Annotated in this window: 15 protein-coding genes; 8 read left to right on the forward strand and 7 right to left on the reverse strand. The window is 69.6% G+C overall.

Features of this window, described 5'->3' with window-relative positions:
• On the reverse strand, nucleotides 1-693 hold the full coding sequence (locus ABD798_RS35580) for an RraA family protein (protein ID WP_344885455.1): 693 nt from the start codon (nucleotides 691-693) through the stop codon (nucleotides 1-3).
• On the opposite strand from ABD798_RS35580, the gene ABD798_RS35585 reads away from it, so the two are divergent.
• The 3 genes from ABD798_RS35585 to ABD798_RS35595 all read left to right on the forward strand — a co-directional run bounded on the left by ABD798_RS35585 (nucleotide 692) and on the right by ABD798_RS35595 (nucleotide 3,176).
• Complete coding sequence (locus tag ABD798_RS35585) at nucleotides 692-1,630, forward strand: hypothetical protein (RefSeq protein ID WP_344885458.1); 939 nt, start codon at nucleotides 692-694, stop codon at nucleotides 1,628-1,630. The two genes, ABD798_RS35580 and ABD798_RS35585, sit on opposite strands and share 2 nt — an antisense overlap.
• A 25-nt stretch (nucleotides 1,631-1,655) precedes the next feature.
• A complete protein-coding gene (locus ABD798_RS35590; protein ID WP_344885461.1) occupies nucleotides 1,656-2,891 on the forward strand; it encodes a glycosyltransferase 87 family protein in 1,236 nt (411 codons plus the stop codon).
• A 90-nt stretch (nucleotides 2,892-2,981) separates the two neighbouring features.
• Nucleotides 2,982-3,176 (forward strand): GNAT family N-acetyltransferase, encoded by a 195-nt coding sequence (locus tag ABD798_RS35595; RefSeq protein ID WP_344885465.1) that lies wholly within the window; start codon nucleotides 2,982-2,984, stop codon nucleotides 3,174-3,176.
• A 218-nt stretch (nucleotides 3,177-3,394) separates the two neighbouring features.
• Here the strand turns inward: ABD798_RS35595 and ABD798_RS35600 are convergent, their stop codons facing one another.
• Together ABD798_RS35600 and ABD798_RS35605 are read right to left on the reverse strand one after the other, a co-directional pair.
• Nucleotides 3,395-5,443 (reverse strand): beta-galactosidase, encoded by a 2,049-nt coding sequence (locus ABD798_RS35600; protein WP_344885468.1) that lies wholly within the window; start codon nucleotides 5,441-5,443, stop codon nucleotides 3,395-3,397.
• Between the two features lie 66 nt (nucleotides 5,444-5,509).
• Entirely contained in the window at nucleotides 5,510-5,779 is a 270-nt protein-coding gene (locus tag ABD798_RS35605) for a hypothetical protein (RefSeq protein ID WP_344885471.1), read from the reverse strand.
• Between the two features lie 121 nt (nucleotides 5,780-5,900).
• Here ABD798_RS35605 and ABD798_RS35610 point away from each other — a divergent pair, with 121 nt between their 5' ends.
• Nucleotides 5,901-6,767, forward strand: a complete 867-nt coding sequence (locus tag ABD798_RS35610) for a helix-turn-helix domain-containing protein (RefSeq protein WP_344885475.1) — start codon at nucleotides 5,901-5,903, stop codon at nucleotides 6,765-6,767.
• A 12-nt stretch (nucleotides 6,768-6,779) separates the two neighbouring features.
• Nucleotides 6,780-6,989, forward strand: a complete 210-nt coding sequence (locus tag ABD798_RS35615; RefSeq protein ID WP_344885478.1) for a DUF397 domain-containing protein — start codon at nucleotides 6,780-6,782, stop codon at nucleotides 6,987-6,989.
• A gap of 45 nt (nucleotides 6,990-7,034) precedes the next feature.
• Here the strand turns inward: ABD798_RS35615 and ABD798_RS35620 are convergent, their stop codons facing one another.
• A complete protein-coding gene (locus ABD798_RS35620; protein WP_344885481.1) occupies nucleotides 7,035-7,520 on the reverse strand; it encodes a DUF1360 domain-containing protein in 486 nt (161 codons plus the stop codon).
• A gap of 385 nt (nucleotides 7,521-7,905) precedes the next feature.
• Nucleotides 7,906-8,406: a hypothetical protein gene (locus ABD798_RS35625; protein WP_344885484.1), complete on the reverse strand. Its 501-nt coding sequence runs from the start codon at nucleotides 8,404-8,406 to the stop codon at nucleotides 7,906-7,908.
• Between the two features lie 160 nt (nucleotides 8,407-8,566).
• Here ABD798_RS35625 and ABD798_RS35630 point away from each other — a divergent pair, with 160 nt between their 5' ends.
• The gene (locus ABD798_RS35630; protein WP_344885487.1) at nucleotides 8,567-9,097 is read left to right on the forward strand and encodes a hypothetical protein; all 531 of its coding nucleotides are present in this window, start codon (nucleotides 8,567-8,569) and stop codon (nucleotides 9,095-9,097) included.
• Nucleotides 9,098-9,139: 42 nt separating this feature from the next.
• Here ABD798_RS35630 and ABD798_RS35635 read toward each other — a convergent pair whose 3' ends face one another.
• Together ABD798_RS35635 and ABD798_RS35640 are read right to left on the reverse strand one after the other, a co-directional pair.
• Nucleotides 9,140-10,516, reverse strand: a complete 1,377-nt coding sequence (locus tag ABD798_RS35635) for an ankyrin repeat domain-containing protein (RefSeq protein WP_344885490.1) — start codon at nucleotides 10,514-10,516, stop codon at nucleotides 9,140-9,142.
• A 153-nt stretch (nucleotides 10,517-10,669) separates the two neighbouring features.
• Nucleotides 10,670-11,692: an ABC transporter substrate-binding protein gene (locus ABD798_RS35640; protein WP_344885493.1), complete on the reverse strand. Its 1,023-nt coding sequence runs from the start codon at nucleotides 11,690-11,692 to the stop codon at nucleotides 10,670-10,672.
• A 540-nt stretch (nucleotides 11,693-12,232) separates the two neighbouring features.
• Here ABD798_RS35640 and ABD798_RS35645 point away from each other — a divergent pair.
• Nucleotides 12,233-13,531: a beta-ketoacyl-[acyl-carrier-protein] synthase family protein gene (locus ABD798_RS35645; RefSeq protein ID WP_344885495.1), complete on the forward strand. Its 1,299-nt coding sequence runs from the start codon at nucleotides 12,233-12,235 to the stop codon at nucleotides 13,529-13,531.
• A gap of 3 nt (nucleotides 13,532-13,534) precedes the next feature.
• Nucleotides 13,535-14,938 carry an FAD-dependent monooxygenase gene (locus ABD798_RS35650; RefSeq protein WP_344885498.1) on the forward strand — a complete coding sequence of 468 codons (1,404 nt, stop codon included), beginning with the start codon at nucleotides 13,535-13,537 and terminating at the stop codon, nucleotides 14,936-14,938.
• The last annotated feature ends 122 nt before the right edge of the window (nucleotides 14,939-15,060 follow it).

The raw sequence follows: 15,060 nt of genomic DNA on the forward strand, positions 1-15,060 counted from the left end.
TCATTCCTCGATGGCGCCGCCGACGGTGCGGAGGTGCTTGCGGAAGGTGTAGTGGGGGTCGCGGGCGCGCTGGGCCAGGTAGTCCTCGAAGCGGGTCTGCTGGCGCAGGGTCCGGCCCGCGCGGATGCCGTCGGCCTGCTCGCGTTCGGTCGCCCGGATGCGCGCGGCGACGGTGAGGACCTCGTCGACGCGCTCGGCGGGGACGAAGAGCACGCCGTCCTCGTCGCCGAAGACGTAGTCGGCCTTGGAGATCAGGTGCGGCCCGAAGCGCGCGGTGGTCAGCGCGTGCGGCTCCTGCTCGTCCAGGCGCACCGGACCGGGCGGGTAGGAGCCGTAGCTGAACACCGGGAGGCCGATCTCGACGAGCTCCGGGGTGTCGCGGTGCAGCCCCCACACGGCGAGGCCGGACACACCCGCCGCCTCGGCTTCGAGGACAGCGAGGTCGCCGACGCACGCCTCGTCCTCGCGCCCACCGTTGTCGATCACGAGCACGTCGCCCTGCTCGGCGCAGCCGAAGGCTTCCAGGAAGACGTCGACGCTGCCGTAGTGGCGCACCGGCAGCGCTCGGCCCGCCAAGCGGTACCCGGTGTCCACTGCACGGATGCCCGAAGGGGCGGACCTCAGCGGGACACCTGCCCGAAGGCACGCGTCCGCCACCAGAGGCGTTGACAGGTCTGCGAAAGCGTCCACCATGGCGATCATGATGACCCGCCGCTACGAGGACGCCGCACACCGGGCCGTCGCCTGGTTGCTGGAGCGGCAGCGACCGGACGACCTCGCGTGCCACTACAAGTCCCCCGCGGTACTCGGTCTCGCCGGGCACCCCAGGGAGGCGCGCGCCGCGCTGGAGGAGGTCGTGGCGCGGTTCGGCACCGCCGACGGTGACTTCGCCACGGCGGAGGGCGTGAAGAGCCGCAACGCGATCTTCGACGAGTTCTGGTCGTACCCCAACGGCTGGATCGCCCTCGCGGCGCAGCGGCTCGGGCGCTTCGGGGTGGCGCGCGGGAGCTACGAGCACCTGCTCGGCTACCGCGCGCCCGACGGCGGTTTCCGGTCGAACGGTTCGGCCGCCACCGAGCCGGACGTGCTCAGCACGGCGCACCTGGGGCTCGTCGCGCTCCAGCTCGGCGATCTCGGCACCGCACGCGCGGCCGGGCTGTGGTTGTCGCGGTTCCTGGCGGCGGGGCCCGAGCGCGGGCGGGAGTTCCTGCTGCGCGCGAACGGTACTGGGCCCCTTGAAGTACTGAGTACCGGAGCGCCGGATCAGCCGTACTTCATGATCGGGTATCCGATCGGGTTCCTGGCGAAGCTGCACGACGCGACCGGCTCGGCGGACGTCCTCGCCACGGCGGAAGGTTTCGCGGACTACGCGCTGCGGTGCGGGGACAACCTGCGGTCCTGCCAGCTCAGCCACAAGGTGGCGTGGGGCGCCGCTCTGCTGGCGCGAGCGACCGGGACTCGGTGCTATGTGGAACTCGCGACCGACATCGCGGAACACCTGCTCGCTGTGCAGGCGGCGGACGGCTCGTGGTCCCCGGGCGCGCCGGACGTCACGACATTCGACGACACCGCCGAGATCGCGCACTGGCTGCTGGAGATCACGGCCGAGCTGCCTCCGCCGTCCGGGTGAACGCGGGCGCTGGGATACTGCGCCGGTGAGTACCGGCACCGGCCTTCAGCAGGAGCGCGCGCTGAGCGCGTGGATCACGCCCCGGATCGCGTGGAGCGCTTTCGGGGCGGCGGTGCTGCTGCACGCGCTGACGTTCCTGATCTGGCCCAAGGCCGCCCCGGTCGGCGTGGACCTGAACGTGTACCGGGCGGCCGGCGAGACCGTGCTCGCCGGGCGCCCGTTGTACGAGGGGCCGATCACCTTCCAGATGGAGTGGACCTACACCCCGTTCGCCGCGCTGGTGTTCGTGCCGTTCGGCGTCGTTCCGGTCATCCCGTTGGCCGCGGTGGTCACCCCGGCGCACTTCCTGCTGGTGATCCCCGCCGTGATGCTGTCCTGGCGGACGCTGGGCTACCGGCGGGACCGCGCGCTCGTGCTGACCTCGGTGCTGATGGCCGGGGCGGCGCTGTGGCTGGACCCGGTGTGGCTGACCACGGCGCTCGGCCAGGTCAACCTGGTGCTGATGATGCTGGTGCTGCTGGACTTCGGCCGGTTGCGCGACTCGCGCTGGCAGGGCGTGCTGATCGGTGTCGCCGCCGGGATCAAGCTCACGCCGTTGATCTTCGTCGGCCACCTCGTGCTCACCGGGCGATGGCGTGCGGCCGCGACGGCGGTGGTCACGTTCGCGGGCACGATCGGGCTCGGATTCCTGGTGCTGTCGCACGATTCGGCGCGGTACTGGGGTGGGGTCTTCTTGTCCTCCAACCGGATCGGCAACACCGCTTCGTACAGCAACCAGTCGATCAGCGGCATGCTCGCGCGGCTCACCGGGGACGGCAACGCCACCTCGACCACGTGGCTGGTGCTCGCGCTCGTCGTCGGCGTGCTGGGAATGGGCCTGGCCGCGTGGGCGCACCGGCGCGGCGAGGACCTCATCGCGGTCACCGTGGTCGGCATGACCGGGACCGCTGTGTCGCCGTTCTCCTGGGAGCACCACTGGGTGTGGTTCGTCCCGCTGCTGGTCTACCTGGTGCACGTGGCACGCACGGCGGGGCGGCCCGGGTGGTGGGTGGTCGGCGGCGTCTACGCGGTGACCTTCGCGTGGATCGTCAGCTTCCCCCCGGTCGGCGGGAAGACCCAGCCGGAGATCGGGCTGTTCGCGCTGCGCTCGTGGCCGTGGCTCGAAGCCGTCACCAGCAACGTGTACCTGCTGGTGTTCGCGCTCTCCTCGGCGTGGATCATCTCGAGGTTGCGAAAAACCGTTGTCGCACAGACGTTCTGACGTGCTTCGGCAGGGCATGACCTCGTTGTGGCGCGGAGAACTCGTGCGATTGCGCGCCGTCGAGCCGCAGGGCTGGGCGGACTTCGCCACATGTTCGACGAGCGCAGGTACCAGAAGTGCGGTGTCAGCGTGCACTCGTTCAACGACGGTTCCCTTGCGCTGCACCGAAAACTCGGATTCACCGAGGAAGGGCGGATGCGTCGCCAGGTGTTCGCCGGCGGCACGCACCACGACGCCGCCCTCTTCGGCATCACCGCCGAGGAGTTCCGCGCCCGTAAGCCCTGAATGACTCATTCAGGTACCTCAACTCCCTCAATGACTCATTCAGCTACTTGAGCGCACTGAATGAGTCATTGAGGTACTTCGGCGGGCGGGGGTGGCTTTCGTACGCTCCGAGGATCCCCCGCTTTCAAGGAGCGTGGGCGGAGGCGCGGGAATGCCAGGCGGAGGCGGTGGGCGGGTGGAACTCCGCTCAGCCTGCACGAGGGTCCGCAGTGGATGCGTTAAGCGGGCGGGTGGGGGAGGCGGGCGATGAGGACGCCTCGGGGGTCGATGGTGACGTGCTCGCCGAGATGGTGGCCGGTGAGCGCGTCGGTGGCGCCGGGCGGGAGGGGCACGGGAGCGGCGAAGACGTTGTGGTTGAGCAGGAAGAGGAAACGGGTGCCGTTCTCGGTCCTGCGCACGGTGACCTCGACGCCGGCGGGAGCGCCTGGCAGGACGGGGGCGGCACCCGCGGCCGCGGCGGCTCGGCGGAGCAGGGTGCCCATGGTGGTGGCGTCGGGCTTCGTGCCGAGGTAGTAGGCGACGCCCGCGCCGTAGGAGCGGCGGGTGATCGCGGGACGGCCGGACAGCTCGCCGCCCGCGAAGGTGGCAAGGGCCTCAGCACCCTCCAGGTTGATCCACTCCGACCACAGCGTTCCGGTGCCGTGGTGGCCGTCGGCGAGGGCGAGGCCGACGGCGCCGTGCGGGGGCAGCGGCCAGAACTCCTCCACGTGCACGCCGAGCAGCTCGCGGAACGGCGCCGGGTAGCCGCCGAGGTGCACGCGGTCGTTGCCGTCGACGATGCCGGAGAAGAACGACATCACCAGGTGGCCGCCGGCGCGCACGTACTCGATGAGGTTGGCCGCGACCTCGGCGTCGACCAGGTACAGGTTGGGCACGACCACGAGCCGGTAGCGGCTGAGGTCGGCGGCGGGGTGCACGATGTCGGTGGTGATCCGCGACTCCCACAGCGGGCGGTAGTGCGCGAGGTTGGCGTCGACCTGGCTGAGGTCGGTCGCCGGATGGGAGTCGGCCTCCAGCGCCCACCAGCTGGACCAGTCCATCAGCAGCGCGGCCTCGGCCTCCACCCGCGAGCCGAGGACTTCGGGCAGCTCGGCCAGCTCAGCACCCAGGTCGGCGACCTCGCGGAAGATCCGGGTCTCCGGGCCCGCGTGCGGCACGACGGCGGAGTGGAAGCGCTCGGCGCCGCCCCGCGACTGCCGGAACTGGAAGTACAGCACCGCGTCCGAACCACGAGCCACCGCCTGGTAGCTCCACAGCCGCATCTGCCCAGGAGCCTTGGGAGCGTTGCGATCCCGCCAGTTCACCGCGCTCGGCGCCTGCTCCATCAGCAGCCACGGACGGCCATCACCGAGCGAGCGCATCAGGTCGTAGTTGAAGGCGACCTCGACGTGGGTGTCGGCGCGGTGCGGGTCGGGGTAGGAGTCGTGGGAGATGACGTCCTGGTGCCGCGCCCACTCGAAGAAGTCGACGGACTTGGCCAGCCCGAGCAGGTTCGTGGTGACCGGCACGCTCGGCGTGTGCGCGCGCAGCACGTCCTTCTCCAGCAGGAAGCACTCCAGCATCGCGTCGGAGGAGAAGCGCTGGAAGTCCAGGTTCTGCGCGGGATTGGGGATCGCGGGAACGGTGCGCGGCGGCAGGACCTCGTCGAAGCCGGAGTAGCGCTGCGACCAGAACGCCGTCGACCACGCCTCGTTGAGCCCGCCGATGTCGCCGTAGCGGCGGGCCAGCCACTGCCGGAACGCCTCGGCGGAGACGTCGCAGTAGCAGGTGGAGACATGGCAGCCGTACTCGTTGCCGATGTGCCAGAGACGCAACGCCGGGTGTTCCGCGTAGCGCTGGGCGATCCGCTCGACGAGCGCGACGGCGTGCTCGCGGTAGACCGGGCTGGACGGGCAGTAGTGCTGGCGTCCTCCCGGCCACAACCGGGTGCCGTCGGCGGTGACGGGCAACGTCTCCGGGTGCAGGCGGGCCAGCCACGGCGGCGGCGAGGCGGTCATCGTGGCCAGGCAGACACCGACGCCGTTGCCGGCGAGCTTGTCCAACGCGCGATCGCACCAGCCGAAGTCGAACTCCCCCGGAGCGGGTTGGACCTGCGCCCAGCCGAAGACGCCGACCGTGGCCAGGGTGATGCCCGCGCGGCGCATGAGCTCCATGTCGGAGTCCCACACCGCTTCCGGCCACTGCTCCGGGTTGTAGTCACCCCCGAAGGCGAAGGCGTCCAGGTGCAGCGCCGCCCTGAACGGCACGGTCCGGTCGTCGCCCGTCATCGACTCCACCCGACGATGTTGCCAACGGCGTGGCACAGCGTCGAGCACCCAAGCAGGTCGACCTGCTCAGAGGTCGGCGGGCAGGACCAGCCACTCCAGCAGCTCGGAGTCGGCGAGGCGGGCCAGCGCGGCGCGGACCTCGTCGGGGCCCGCGGCCCAGCCGCGCTCGGTGAAGTGGTCGGCGACGGCCGCGACGTCGAGGGTGTCGTCGAACTCGTGGGTGAGTTCCACGCGCACCAGCACGGCGAGGTCGAACGGGCTGTCCACCTCGTCGAACTCGGCCTGGTCGATCTCGGCGACTCCGCTGTGCTTCGCCACGGCCTGCTTCTCGGACATGGCGCAGACCATAACGTCCCCCAGATCGGAAACGCCCCGCCCCGCCTGGTCAGGTGATCGGAGAGGACAACGGTTTCCCCGTAGGCTGCTCGCGAACGATCACGGGGATGGGGTGCTGGGCGTGGCTGAGGCTTTCCGGGCGAGCGTGCGGCTGCGGCGGGTGGCCCGCCAGCTGCGGCAGTGGCGCGACGCCGCGGGCAAGAAGGGGCAGGACATCGCCCCGCAGCTGCGCTGGTCGCCCGCGAAGCTCAGCAAGATCGAGAACGCCGCGCAGCCGATCTCCCCCGTCGACGTGATCGCGCTGGCGCTGATCTACGGCGTCTCCGACCCCGAGCGCGACCAGCTGTTCCAGGACGCCGTGGCCGCGCAGGAGCGGCAGTGGTGGGAGGACTACGGCACCGAGGCGCTGGTGCAGGTCGCCTACGACTTCGTCGAGCAGGAGGCCGAGGCCGCGAGGCTGTCGACCTTCAAGACGGACCTGATCCCCGGGCTGTTGCAGACCCACGGCTACGCCGAGGCGCTCGCGCTCGCCGATCTGCCGAAGGTCAGCGAGGAGGTCGCCAAGCGGCGCGCCGAGGTCCGCACCGCGCGGCAGGGCCGCATCCGGGGCGAGAACCCGCTGCGCTTCGAGGCGGTGATCGGCGAGGCGGCGCTGCGCCAGGTCGTCGGTGGCGCCGAGGTGATGCTCGGGCAGCTGGAGCGGCTGCTGGAGCTCGCGGAGCTGGAGACCGTGCTGATCCAGGTGCTCCCGTTCTCGGCGGGCGCCGTCCCGGCCATCGGATCGCCGTTCACGGTGCTGTCCTTCGACCAGGACCACTACCAGGACACGGTGTACGTCGAGAACCTGGTTTACGGCTTCTACCTGGAGGAACAGGCCTCGGTGGACCGGTATAAGCTCAGTTTCTCCGGCCTACAGGAGGCCGCGCTCGACTCCGACCGGTCGATCCAGAAGATCACCGAGATCGCGGGCGGACTTCGATCCTCATGAGGGAGCCCCCACATGCGCGTCCCGGATTCCTCGGGAGTGTTATGGCGCAAGAGCAGCCGTAGCAACGGCAGCGGCAACGAGTGCGTGGAGATCGGCTTCGCGCGCACCAGGGTGCTGATCCGGGACTCCAAGAACCCGGACGGCCCCGCCCTCACCTTCGGCCCCGCCGCGTGGAACAGGTTCCTCGGCGCGGTCAAGGCGGGTTGTCGCGGCGCGGGATGAGCACCGGCGGCTTCCGGGGCTGGTCCACGTCGGACCGGCCCCGTTCTACTGTTCGCGGGCCTTCTCGTCGGTGATCGTCCACAGCAGCTGCAACCAGTCCGACACCGTCAGAACCGTCAGAACCGACGCCGCGACCCTCGTGGGCCTCGGTGCCAGGACGAGCCCGGCGACGAAGCCCCCCGCCGTCCACGTGCCGACGCAGAACGGACACGTCAGCAGCTCCCCCACCGTCCTGCGCCAACCCCTGCCGCGCGGCTGCTCTGCCACCTCCGCCGACCCTGCCGGACCTTGGTACCGCGTGAAGGGCGCTCGCAGGAAACTGGTCACCCGCTCCTTGGAGAGCATCCGCGACGCCTTGTGCGTCGCCGACCCGAGCAGTGCCAGGTCGTCCCAGCGGATCCGCTCCGGCAACCTCCGTCCACCGCGCCGGGCCGCGAGGACCACCGCCGCCGTCAGCCCCGTGAAGACGGCCGCGCTGGCGGCGTAGCCGTGCAGGTCGATGTCCTCGCCGTCGCGATAGCTGTCCGTCATGGCGCAGGGCTACCCGTCGGTGCCGCATGTGAACGTCCCGGACTCCTCGGAAGGGGGTGGGGACCCGCACGCGTTCGGCGTCTGCTCGGTTCTCACTTCGCCGGACGAAGTGAGCCCGGATTCCCGAAGCGACCCCGCGAAGCAGAACGCAAGACTGGACTGGCCGACCTTATTGGGATGCGCGAGCCAAACACCTGCCCCCTTCTGAAAGTCTCCGACCGTGCCGACAAGCAGGCGCAAACCGGCGCGATTCGGAAACGGGGAGTCTCTTCGAGGCATGGAGTGAAATGCACGGGCTCCTGCCGCTGGAAGGCCGGGTTCCTGATCGGCGTCGGCGCGGGCTGGCTGGGGCTGGCCGTGCTGATCACCCGGCTCGGCCCGGTGTTCACCCGGTGGGCGCCCGGTAGCTCACCCGGACCTTCAGCGGAGGGGCGTCCGGAGCACCGCAGCGGTGTTCGAGCGAGCCGTCGAACGCGGTGACCGCGGCACCCTCGCCGTGCTCGTACCGGTCGATGGTGAAGCTGCCGAAGACGTCCTCGCAGCCGATGCCGCTGTGGACGACCTCCAGCCCCGGCGTTGGTCCGTGGCCCTCCTCGTACCGCTTCGCGTTCCGATAGGTACCCGGTACCAGCTGCTGTCCAGCCGGGGCCTTGAGGACCACGGTCCACTCGTCGCGCCAGCCATCGGTGAAGATCTTGACGGTGCCGGCGTTGCCGGACATGTCAGCGAGGCGGTCCTGGGCGTAGCTGCCCGAACGGCCGCTCACGGGGTGCGCTCCCGGCGCGGCGTCGTACTCGAAGAACGGCGCGGGTGCGGCGACGGCTGTGCAGGACATCCCGGTCGCGGCGAGCGCGGCACCGGCGAGAACCACTGCGATCTCGTGCATGGCGGAGAGCTTGCTGGCCGGACGGATGCGTGCGCATGCGCAGAACTACCCATCCCGGCTGCTCCGGGCGGCGGTGCTTAACCGTTCCTTAGGCGGCGCGACCTAGCTTCGCGGGTCCGGCACGCGTTCCCCCTGCACCGCGTGCCAGGAAGGATCCGTCATGAACAAGACTCGTGCCCTCGGACTGACCACCCTCGTCGCGGCCGCCGGACTGGTACTGGGTTCCGGTGTCGCCGCGGCGACGCCGTCCGGTCAGGACCCGGTGCTCGCGCCCGCCAGCGGTGACGCGGTCACGATGGCCACCAAGATCTCCCACGCCGACGCGACGAACCGGCTGCGCGCCGCCGGGATCTCGTGGTCCTCCAGCGGCGGGTGCAGCGATCGCAACCGCCCCAACTGCACGTCCTTCACCCAGGTCAACCTGGCCACCATCCAGGGCGCCATCACGCTGAAGAACGCATCGCGCTGCGGGCTCAACGTGACCGGTGGGACCGAGACCGGGCACGCATCGGGTACCTACAGCCACTGGAACGGCTACAAGCTCGACTTCGGACTGAGCAGCTGCCTGGACAATTACGTGAAGGGGAACTTCGCCTCCATCGGCGGCAGCAAGTGGAAGGCGCCGTCGGGCAACATCTACTACCGCGAGGGAAACCACTGGGACGTGGTCTTCTACAGCTGCGGCTGCTAGCTCGGCGAACGGGGTCGCCGCGCGGGCGACCCCGTTCTCCCCTCAGCCAAACAGGGCGATCATGTCCGTGTGCCCGAAGTGCTCCGCCCAGTTCCTCGCGTCACCGTCGAAGCGGTGGTCACGGATGCCGGGATCGGCGCCGTGCTCCAGCAGGAGCCGGGCCAGTTCGACGTCGCCGGCCTCGACGGCCGCGTGCAGCGGGGTCTGCCAGGGCTCTTCGATCGGCAGATCGCTCCGCGCGCGGGCGTTGACGTCGAACCCTTTGCTGAGCAACAGTTTCACCGCGTTCGCGCGACGTTGCGCGACGGCCCAGACGAGCAGTCCCGGGCGGGCTAGTCTCGCGGCTTCGACGACGTGGCCGGGCGCGGCTCGGACAACGGTTTCGTCCCCGGCGAGCGCGGCGGCGATGAAAGCGTCCACCGGATCGAGCTCCGTTTCGGCAGCACCCAAGCGCCGCAGCAGGTCCGCCATCTCGCGGTGGCCGTTGCGCAGCGCGGTCTCCAGCGGAGTGATTCCCGTGCCGAGCGGACTGAGCACGTCGACACCGTTGCGGGCCAGCAACTCCACCCGCTGCCGCTGGTCGTGGAGCACGGCCCACGCGAGCAGCTTGCGCAGCGATTCCTGAGGCGCGTCAACGAGATCCGGTAACAACCGCCGCCACGGACCGCCGTCGCCACGGCCGAGGCCGAACGCGAACAGGAGTTCGTAGGCGTCCTCCCGCTCGGAGAACATGCGGTTGTAGAGCGTTTGACCGTCGTTGGGATCGGCGCCCGCCGCGAGCAGCACCCGCGCGAGCGCGATGGAGTGCGGGTGCGGCGGCTGATCGCCTTCTCCCCCACCGAGCGCGCCGGTCAGCACCGTGAAAGGCGTTGGCAGCCCTAGGAAGAACCGTCCGTCGTTGGGATCAGCCCCCGCGTCGAGCAACATCCGCGCGGCGGCGAGCGTGTCGTCGAGTCCGACGTCGAGGCGGGCGTAGCTGAGGTACATCAGCGGCGGCCAGCCGTACGGCCCAGTTGGCTCAGAAGCCGAAACCCCAGCGGACAAGTGTTGGCGCAGAAGGGAAACATCAGCGCACGCGGCAGCGACGCCGATGCTCGGCGCGGACAGGTCGGGGTGCTCGTCGAGCAACCGAGCGGCCTCGGCTCGGCGCTCCGGGGCGTCCTCGGCGAAGTTCAAGCACGCCAGGCGCAGGAAGCGATCGGCAAGGGTTTCGTCGGCGGGCGCGTCGGTGTAGATCCACGAGCGCGCGTTGATCGCTTCGACGTGCCGCACCAGTCGCGGCCAGCTCGCGAAGCCGTGGCGTTGCGCGAGCGCGCGTTGCGCTTCGGTCAGCGTGCTGCCGGAGGCGCTCCGGATCTCCTTGGCCTGCTTGCGCAACTGGCCGAGATCGGGGCGCTCGGGCAGGGGAACGGTCGGCATCGCGACCTCCTTCCATGGCCCCGTGGTCCGCGTGACGGGGTGAAAGGAGGTGGTGTGACCAGGGCACTACCGGTCCTCGCTGGGCAGGCTCAGCCTTTTCCGCGGACCCGGAGGCGGCCCAACCCGCCTCCGGACAACATACCCGTGGACGGCTCAGTCGGCGTCCGGCAGGTTCTCCATCACCATGGTGTCGACCTTGAGCGGCTTCGGCAGCAGGTCGTGCACGGCCATCAGGTCGGCCACCCGCTGGATGCGCACGACGTCCAGTCGCGTCGGGAACGCGCCGAGGTGCACCAGGCTCGCGGTGACCTGGTCGATGCCCTTGGCGTAGCTGGGCAGGACCTGTTCGACCTTGCCCCGGTCGCCTGCCTCCTTCTGCGCGCGCATCAGCGCCCTGCGGAAGGCCCGCACCGTCTTCGGGTTGTCCTTGGCGAAGGCGGCCGTCGTCGCGTAGCCGGAGATCGGGAAGTCCCCGGTGGCACCCTGTGCCACGTCCAGCACCGGGATCGCGCCGAAGTTGCGCTCGGCCTGGGTGATGAACGGCTCGACCATGACCGCGGCGTCGACCTGCTTGGCCTTCAACGCGGCGGGCATGCTCGGGAACGGGATCTCCACCCAGCTGACACCGCCGTGGTTGACGCTGTGCGCGTCCATCGAGGCCTTGGCGAGCAGCTCGGCGATGGCGCCCCGGACGGTCACCGCGATCCGCTTGCCCGCCAGGTCCTGCGGCGTGGTGATCGAGGAGCCCTGCGGGACCGCGATGACGAAGTTGTTCGGGCGGGTCTGGTAGCCGTCGGCGATCAGCTTGAGATCGGCGACGCCCTTGGACTGGGCCTCGAAGAAGGACATCCAGTTGCCGACGGAGATGTCGAAGCTCGCGCCGAGCAGACCGGTCACGCTGGTGGCGCCGCCGGGGATGCCGACCGTCTCGATCTCCAGGCCCGCCTCCCGGAAGTATCCCTTCTGGATCGCCATGTGCAGCGGCGCGAAGTCGATGATCGGCATCGCCCCGATCTTGATCCGGGCTTTCTCCAGCCCGGCGCCCTCGGCACCGCCGCCGTCGGCGGCCCCGGAACCGGAGTCCCCGCCCAGCAGGCCGCAGCCCGACGCGACGAGCAGCAGGGAGAGGGCGGCAAGCAGCGCCCGCACTTTTCGTCCAGAGGTACTACGTGACATTTTCACATAATCTTTCAGGCGGGGGCGCAATGACCACGAGAGTTATACCAGGCAAAGCGGCGACCATTGCGGACGACAGCACGGGTACCGAAGTACCACTATCGATGCAAACTATTTGCCGCCTTCCGCCATACGAGTGACCAGAATCTGCGCGGTTCCACGACGCGAATGCGTGCTCTGAACCGGTTCACCAGGCCGCATAGACAAGTCTCCCCGGACACTTGCCGCTCTTCCCGAATAATCCACGCCCGCCCTGGACCAGGACTTGACCTGGGCATATCAGGGCCGGGCGCCAGGCGCGGCGGGCCTTGTCGGACTTTCGGCCCACGCCGAACGTGGTTCGTTCGGACCAATCGGTGGAACGTGCACTCGGCACGGTGCGGGCGACGTGGTCCAACGAAGCACGTGAACCCGCGAACCGCGTCGGTGAGCAGCCCGTATGCGCGGTGCTAATCGATGCGGCTAGGAAGCGGAAGAATGTGTCGCTAGGGTCTGCCCGCCATATAACGGATGCAGTTCGAACAGCTCGTGAGGAGCAACGTGATCGCTGTCGGCGGCAGGCGCGTCGTGGTGACCGGAATCGGTGTTGTCAGTTCGCTCGGCAGCACGGTGGAAGACTTCTTCACCAATCTGTGCGACGGCCGGAGCGGGGTCGGCGAGCTGACCCGCTTCGACACCTCGCGGTGTCCCATCAAGCGGGCCGCCGAACTGACGGACTTCGATCCGGCCGAGCACGGCATCTCCGAGCGCGACATCCGGGTCACCGCCCGGTTCCAGTGGTTGGCCATCGCCGCCTCGCAGGCCGCCGCCAGCGACGCCGGGCTGGACCTGCCGCGAAACGAGGTGCACTCCGACACCACGAGATCGCCGAAGAAGCTGGACCGCTTCGGGGTGGCCATCGGCGTGGCCTACTCCAACGCGGAGATCCTGCAGCGCCAGTACAAACTCCTCGAGCAGGGCGGGAGCCGGTCGATCTCGGCGCGGCTGTGCAACCTGACCCTGCCGAACTCGCCGACCTCGGCGGTGTCCATCCGGCACGGCCTGACCGGCCCGCTGGTGACCGTCAGCGGCGCGTCGGCCTCCGGGGCGGAGTCGCTGATCGCCGCCTACGACAAGATCAAGTACGGGCGCGCGGAGCTGATGCTGACCGGCGGCGCGGAGTCGGCGGTCAACGAGATCACCATCGCCGCGTTCGCGCAGAACCGCACCGGCTCGCGGATCGGTGTCTGCCGCCCGTTCGACGACAAGCGCGACGGCACGATCCTCGGTGAGGGCGCGGGCGTCGTGGTGCTGGAGGAACTGGAGCACGCCAGGGCGCGCGGCGCGCGGATCTACGGCGAGGTGCTGGGCTACGGCCTGCGCGGCGACGCCTACGACATGTCCGACATCCGCCCCGACGAGGCACCCGGCATGCGCGCGTGCCTGGAGGAGGTGCTGCTGGACGCCGGCGTCAGCACCGCCGAGGTCGGCTACATCAACGTGCACGGAACCGGGACCAAGATGAACGACCCGGCGGAGGCCTTCGCGATCCGCAAGGTGTTCGGTTCCGACCCCGCGACCAGCCCGATGGTGAGCGGCACCAAGGGCGCGACCGGGCACATGCTCGGCGGCACCGGTGGCGTCGAGTTCATCACCGCGCTGCTGGCCAGCAACCGCGACGTGGTGCCGCCGACCTACGGCCTGGAGAACCCCGACCCGCGCTGCGCGGACCTCAACCACGTCATCGGCAAGGCGATCCCGGCTTCGGTACCGACCGCGATCACCACCAGCGTGGGCATGGGCGGCAACAACTCCGCGATCATGGTCCGTGGTTGGTCCGGCGGCGAAGAGCCGGTGTAGCTGATGAGCGGGAGTGCGATGCGCGAGGTCGTTGTCGTCGGAGCGGGTCCGGTCGGTCTGTGGCTGGCCGCGGAGCTGCGCAGGACCGGGGTGGAGGTCACCGTTCTCGAACGGCTGACCGAGCCCGTCCCGCACGCCAAGTCGCTCACCATGCACCCCCGCACCCTGGAACTGCTCGCCATGCGCGGGCTGGCCGATCGCTGGCTCGCCGAGGGCAAGCAGCTGCCGACGACGCACTTCGCGTTGCTGGACAACAGGGTGAGCTACGCGGAACTCGATACCAAGTACCGGTTCGTGCTGTTCCTCCCGCAGCCGAGGACCGAGGCGCTGCTCGCCGAGCACGCCTCGGACCTCGGTGTGGAGGTGCTGCGCGGCCGCGCGGTGACCGGTGTCCGTTCCTTCGGGGACTCCGTCCTCGTTGAGACCGAGACCGGCGAAACCTTCCAGTCCCGGTGGGTTGTCGGCTGCGACGGCCCGTCCAGCACCGTGCGCAAGGCGGCCGGTATCGAGTTCCTCGGGAGCCCGTCGACGCTGAGCGTGCCGCTGGGCGATGTCCGCCTGGCCGAGCCGCCGGAGTCGGTGTCGCTGACCGTCAACGGGGACAACGGCGCACTGTTCCTGGTCTCGTTGGGAGACGGCCGGTACCGAGTCTCACCAACCGACCATTCGATGCTGCATGTGCCCAAGGACGAGCCCCTCACCTTGGAAGAGCTGAAGGAGAGCACCCGGCGCGTCGTCGGCACCGACTTCGGCATGCACGACCCGTCGTACCTGGCGCGCTTCGGCAACGCCACGCTCCAGGCCGCCCGCTACCGCAACGGCCGGATACTGCTCGCCGGCGACGCCGCGCACATCCACATGCCGTTGGGCGGCCAGGGATTGAACCTCGGCATGCAGGACGCCACGAACCTCGCCTGGAAGCTCGCCGCCGTGATCCAGGGCTGGGCGCCCGAGGACCTGCTGGACACCTACGAAACGGAACGGCATCCCGTGGGGGCCCGAGTCCTGGCCGACACCCTCGCGCAGACCTCGCTCGTCGTGTCGACCTCGCCGGAGAACAAGGCCTTGCGCGCGCGGTTCAACGAGCTGATCGCGGAGGTGCCCGCCTTGAACCGCGAACTGGCCGTGCAGGTTTCCGGGCTTGGGGTTTCTTACGGTTCTTGCGGTTCCTACGGGTGGCGGATGCCGGACTTGGACGTGGGCGGGATCGGGGTTTTCTCGCTGTTGCGGGAGGGGCGGTTTGTTTATTTGAGTTCTGGGGACGGAGCGGAGTTGGCGTTGGGGCCTCGCGTGGATGTTGTTCGGGTTGACGGGTTGCCTTGGGATGGGGTGCTTGTGCGGCCTGATGGGCATGTGGGGTGGGTTGACGGGGTGGGGGATGCTTTTTCTGGGGTTTTGGGGTTGTAGCTCTTTGGCTGCGTGGGGCGGTTGCGCTTCCCGGTTTTGTTGGGTTCGCTGGGTTTGTTGGGCGGGGTCGGCTTGACCTGGGAACCCCTTGCGCGTGCCCCTGGGCCTTACAGGGGCACGGG

It is taken from the genome of Allokutzneria multivorans, from assembly GCF_039537405.1.
Lineage (GTDB): Bacteria > Actinomycetota > Actinomycetes > Mycobacteriales > Pseudonocardiaceae > Allokutzneria > Allokutzneria multivorans.

Bases quoted from the DNA above. Each gene is read 5' to 3' on its own strand.
- ABD798_RS35585 (WP_344885458.1), top strand. From the start codon at position 692: ATGGCGATCATGATGACCCGCCGCTACGAGGACGCCGCACACCGGGCC.
- ABD798_RS35580 (WP_344885455.1), bottom strand. From the start codon at position 693: ATGGTGGACGCTTTCGCAGACCTGTCAACGCCTCTGGTGGCGGACGCG.
- ABD798_RS35595 (WP_344885465.1), top strand. From the start codon at position 2,982: ATGTTCGACGAGCGCAGGTACCAGAAGTGCGGTGTCAGCGTGCACTCG.
- ABD798_RS35600 (WP_344885468.1), bottom strand. From the start codon at position 5,443: ATGACGGGCGACGACCGGACCGTGCCGTTCAGGGCGGCGCTGCACCTG.
- ABD798_RS35605 (WP_344885471.1), bottom strand. From the start codon at position 5,779: ATGTCCGAGAAGCAGGCCGTGGCGAAGCACAGCGGAGTCGCCGAGATC.
- ABD798_RS35615 (WP_344885478.1), top strand. From the start codon at position 6,780: ATGCGCGTCCCGGATTCCTCGGGAGTGTTATGGCGCAAGAGCAGCCGT.
- ABD798_RS35620 (WP_344885481.1), bottom strand. From the start codon at position 7,520: ATGACGGACAGCTATCGCGACGGCGAGGACATCGACCTGCACGGCTAC.
- ABD798_RS35625 (WP_344885484.1), bottom strand. From the start codon at position 8,406: ATGCACGAGATCGCAGTGGTTCTCGCCGGTGCCGCGCTCGCCGCGACC.
- ABD798_RS35630 (WP_344885487.1), top strand. From the start codon at position 8,567: ATGAACAAGACTCGTGCCCTCGGACTGACCACCCTCGTCGCGGCCGCC.
- ABD798_RS35635 (WP_344885490.1), bottom strand. From the start codon at position 10,516: ATGCCGACCGTTCCCCTGCCCGAGCGCCCCGATCTCGGCCAGTTGCGC.
- ABD798_RS35640 (WP_344885493.1), bottom strand. From the start codon at position 11,692: ATGTCACGTAGTACCTCTGGACGAAAAGTGCGGGCGCTGCTTGCCGCC.
- ABD798_RS35650 (WP_344885498.1), top strand. From the start codon at position 13,535: ATGAGCGGGAGTGCGATGCGCGAGGTCGTTGTCGTCGGAGCGGGTCCG.